Consider the following 4,220-nt stretch of genomic DNA (forward strand, 5'->3'; position numbering starts at 1 on the left):
GGGAGGCCCTGCCCCCGCACCTGGCGGCGGCGCGCGTCGGCCGGGCGGCGCAGGGCCCGCTGGCCGGGCTGACGGTGTACGAGGGCCTGCACGACCCGCGGGTCGCGGAGCTGCTGCTGGAACGATTGCGCAACCCAGGGTCATGGGGACCGCTACGGTTCGAGCGCGCGCGGCCGATCCCGGCGGCCCTGAGCGGGAAACTGCTGGACGCGGAGCAGTCCAATTCGTCCCTCGTCTACGGCGACGCCCGCGGCGAGGCCGTCCACGGGGACGCGTACATCCTCAAGATCCTCCGCCGGGTCTTCCCCGGCCCGCACCCGGATCTGGAGCTGCCGCTGGCGCTCGCCGCGGAGGGCTGCGACCGGGTGCCGGCGCCGGTGGCGTGGTTCGAGGCGGACGATCCGACGGGCAGCGACGACACACTCACCCTCGGTGTGCTCCAGCCGTATCTGCGCGGGTCGCGGGACGGCTGGCAGCTCGCGCTGGCGGCGCTGGGCGCGGACCGGGAGTTCACGTCGGAGGCGCGCGCGCTCGGGCGGGCCACCGCCGAGGTGCATCTGGCGCTGGCGGCGGCGCTGCCGACCGTGACGCTGGGCCGCGCGCAGACGGCGCAGTTCGCGGACGCGATGACGGCCCGCCTGGACGTGGCGGCGCAGGCGGTCCCCGCCCTGATGCCGTACGTCCCCGGCCTGCGGACGGCCTTCGACGCGCTGGCCGGCCTGGACGAGGCGGCACGGGGCCGCCCGGCGCAGCGGGTGCACGGCGATCTGCACCTGGGCCAGGCGCTGCGCACCCCCGACGGCCGCTGGTCGGTGATCGACTTCGAGGGCGAACCGGCCATACCACTGGCGGAGCGCCGCCGCCCGCAGCCACCGGTCCGCGACGTGGCGGGCATGCTGCGGTCCTTCGACTACGCGGCGCGTTCGCACGAGCCGTGGCGGGCGGACTGGGCGACGCGGTGCCGCGCGGCGTTCTGCGAGGGCTACGCACAGGCCTCGGGCACGGACCCGCGCGCGGAGCCGGAGCTGCTGCGGGCGTACGAGACGGACAAGGCGGTGTACGAGGTCCTGTACGAGGCCCGCCACCGCCCGGACTGGCTCCCGGTCCCGATGGCCGCGATTCGCCGGCTGGCGGGCGAGCGGTGACAGGTCCCCGGCCTGCGGGTTGTCCTCAATCGCCGGACGGGCTGGACGGGGCGGGGCGCCCCCGCGAACACCTCGCGGATTCCCACCGCGCAAGGGCAACTCAAGTCCGCCCGGCGATCACGAGCGCAACTCAAGCCCGTCCGGCGCTTGAGGACACGGCAAGGCCGCAGGCCAAGCGCCCCCACTCACAAGCCGCACATCCCCACCGCAGGGACGACAATCCAGCCCGTCCGGCGCTTGAGGACAAAGCAAGGCCGCAGGCCAAGCACCCCCACCCACAACCCGCACATCCCCACCACGGGGGCGACAACCCAGCCCGTCCGGCGATTGAGGACAAAGCAAGGCCGCAGGCCAAGCAAGACCGCCCGCGACTCGCGCGTCCCCACCGCAAGGGCCAACCCCAAGCCCGTCCGGCGATTGAGGACACCGCAAGGCCGCAGGCCGAGCAAGACCGCCGACCGCTCGCGCATCCCCACCGCGGGCCGCGACAATCAAGCCCGTCCGGCGATTGAGGACACCGCGAGGCCACAGGCCGCGCACCGCACCGAGACACCTCACCCCGCCCAACGAGGAGGCACCACCCGTGACCGCCCGTCCGTCGTCGCCCGACACCCCGTCCGGCACCCCGTCCGTCCCGGCGGCCCCCGCCGACCGCCCCCGCAAGCCCGCGAGCGGCGAAAAGGCAAAGGCCAAGCAGGCCAAGCAGGCCAAGGAGAACAACCCGGGAAACCCGGGAAGGCCCGAAAAGCCGGCGAAGCCGGAAACCGCCTCCGCCCCACCCCTCGACCCCACCGACCGCGAGCGCCTCCTCAGCGGCTCCCACCACGACCCCCACGGACTTCTCGGCGCCCACCCCCTCCCCGGCGGCGGCATCGCCATCCGCACCCTGCGCCCGTACGCGCACGCCGTCACCGTCCTCACCGACGGCCCCGACGACACCCGCACCCCCCTCCACGACGACGGCGACGGCTTCTTCTCCGGCGTCCTCGACCTCCCCACCGTCCCCGCGTACACCCTCCTCATCCGCTACGGCGACACCGACGGCGTCGACGACGTCGAGGTCCACGACCCGTACCGCTTCCTCCCCGCCCTCGGCGACCTCGACCTGCACCTGATCGGCGAGGGCCGCCACGAGGAGCTGTGGAGGGCGCTGGGCGCCCGCCCGATGACCCACCAGGGCGTCACCGGCACCCGCTTCACCCTCTGGGCGCCCAACGCCCGCGGCGTCAGGGTCTCCGGCGACTTCAACTACTGGGACGGCACCAGCCTGCCCATGCGCTCGCTCGGCGCCACCGGCGTGTGGGAGCTGTTCGTGCCGGGCATCGGCGAAGGCGCGCTGTACAAGTTCGACATCACCCGCCCGGACGGCACGCACACCCTGCGCGCCGACCCGATGGCCCGCCGCACCGAAGTACCGCCCGCCACCGCGTCGATCGTGACCGAGTCCCACCACGTGTGGCAGGACGAGGAGTGGCTGGCGCACCGCGCCGACCGCCCCGTGCACGAGGCGCCGTTCTCCGTGTACGAGATCCATCTCGCGTCCTGGCGCCCAGGATTGACGTACCGTCAGCTGGCCGACCAACTCCCCGCCTACGTCAAGGATCTCGGCTTCACGCACGTCGAGCTGATGCCCGTCGCCGAGCACCCCTTCGGCGGCTCCTGGGGCTACCAGGTCACCGGCTTCTACGCCCCGACCTCCCGCCTCGGCACCCCCGACGACTTCCGCTTCCTGGTGGACGCGCTGCACCGCGCCGGCATCGGTGTGATCGTGGACTGGGTCCCGGCCCACTTCCCCAAGGACGAGTGGGCGCTGGCGCGCTTCGACGGCCGGCCGCTGTACGAGTCCGAGGACCCGCAGCGCGCCGAACACCCCGACTGGGGAACGCTGGAGTTCGACTACGGCCGCACGGAGGTCCGTAACTTCCTTGTCGCGAACGCGGTGTTCTGGTGCGAGGAGTTCCACATCGACGGCCTGCGGGTCGACGCGGTGGCCTCGATGCTCTACCTGGACTACTCACGCGAGGCGGGCCAGTGGTCCCCCAACGAGCACGGCGGCCGGGAGAATCTGGACGCGGTCGCGTTCCTCCAGGAGATGAACGCCACCGTCTACCGGCGCTGTCCGGGGGTCGTGACCATCGCCGAGGAGTCCACGGCGTGGAACGGCGTCACCCGCGCGACCCACCTCGTCGGCCCCGACGGCTTCGGCGGGCTCGGCTTCGGGCTGAAGTGGAACATGGGCTGGATGCACGACTCGCTGGACTACGTTTCCAAGGAGCCGGTGCACCGGAAGTACCACCACGGCGAGATGACCTTCTCGATGGTGTACGCGTACAGCGAGAACTACGTCCTGCCGATCTCCCACGACGAGGTCGTGCACGGAAAGCAGGCGCTGGTCTCCAAGATGCCCGGGGACTGGTGGCAGCAGCGCGCGAACGAACGCGCTTATCTGGGCTTCATGTGGGCGCACCCCGGCAAGCAACTGCTCTTCATGGGGCAGGAGTTCGCCCAGGGCGCGGAGTGGTCGGAGGGCCACGGCCCGGACTGGTGGCTGCTGGACCCGTCGTACGAGGCGGCGCCGGACCACCGGGGGGTACGGGACCTGGTGCGCGACCTGAACACGGTCTACGGCGCGACCCCCGCGCTCTGGGAGCGGGACACCTCCCCGGAGGGCTTCGCGTGGGTGGACGGCGGGGCGGCGGAGGACAACGTGTTCGCGTTCCTGCGCTTCGACGCGGCGGGGTCGCCGTTGCTGGCGGTCTCGCACTTCGCGCCGGTGGTCCGGCACGAGTACCGCCTCGGGGTGCCGGAGAGGTACGCGGCGTGGACGGAGGTCCTGAACACGGACGCGGCGAGGTATGGCGGCAGCGACGTCCTGAACCCGGAACCGGTGAAGCCGGAATCAACCCCGTCCCACGGCCACCCGGCGTCCCTCCACCTGACGCTCCCCCCATTGGCCACGATCTGGCTCCGCCCGACCCCCTGACCCGTACCCGGCCGTGCCCTCAATCGCCGGACGGGCTCGATGCGGGCGCGGCCTGCGGCCACGCTTTGTCCTCAATCGCCGGACGGGCTTGA

General features: G+C 72.7%; 2 protein-coding genes. Both read left to right on the plus strand.

All coding sequences use genetic code 11. The annotated features are described in order from the left end of the window. Positions 1–1,145, plus strand: a 1,145-nt coding sequence (locus tag GT042_RS15220) for a phosphotransferase (RefSeq protein WP_161309246.1), incomplete at its 5' end; no start/stop codon positions are given. Between the two features lie 583 nt (positions 1,146–1,728). Continuing rightward, positions 1,729–4,128, plus strand: a complete 2,400-nt coding sequence (glgB, locus tag GT042_RS15225) for a 1,4-alpha-glucan branching enzyme (protein ID WP_345943778.1) — start codon at positions 1,729–1,731, stop codon at positions 4,126–4,128. Positions 4,129–4,220: the final 92 nt, after the last annotated feature.

Origin of the sequence: Streptomyces sp. SID3212, from assembly GCF_009865405.1 — a bacterium.
Lineage (GTDB): Bacteria > Actinomycetota > Actinomycetes > Streptomycetales > Streptomycetaceae > Streptomyces.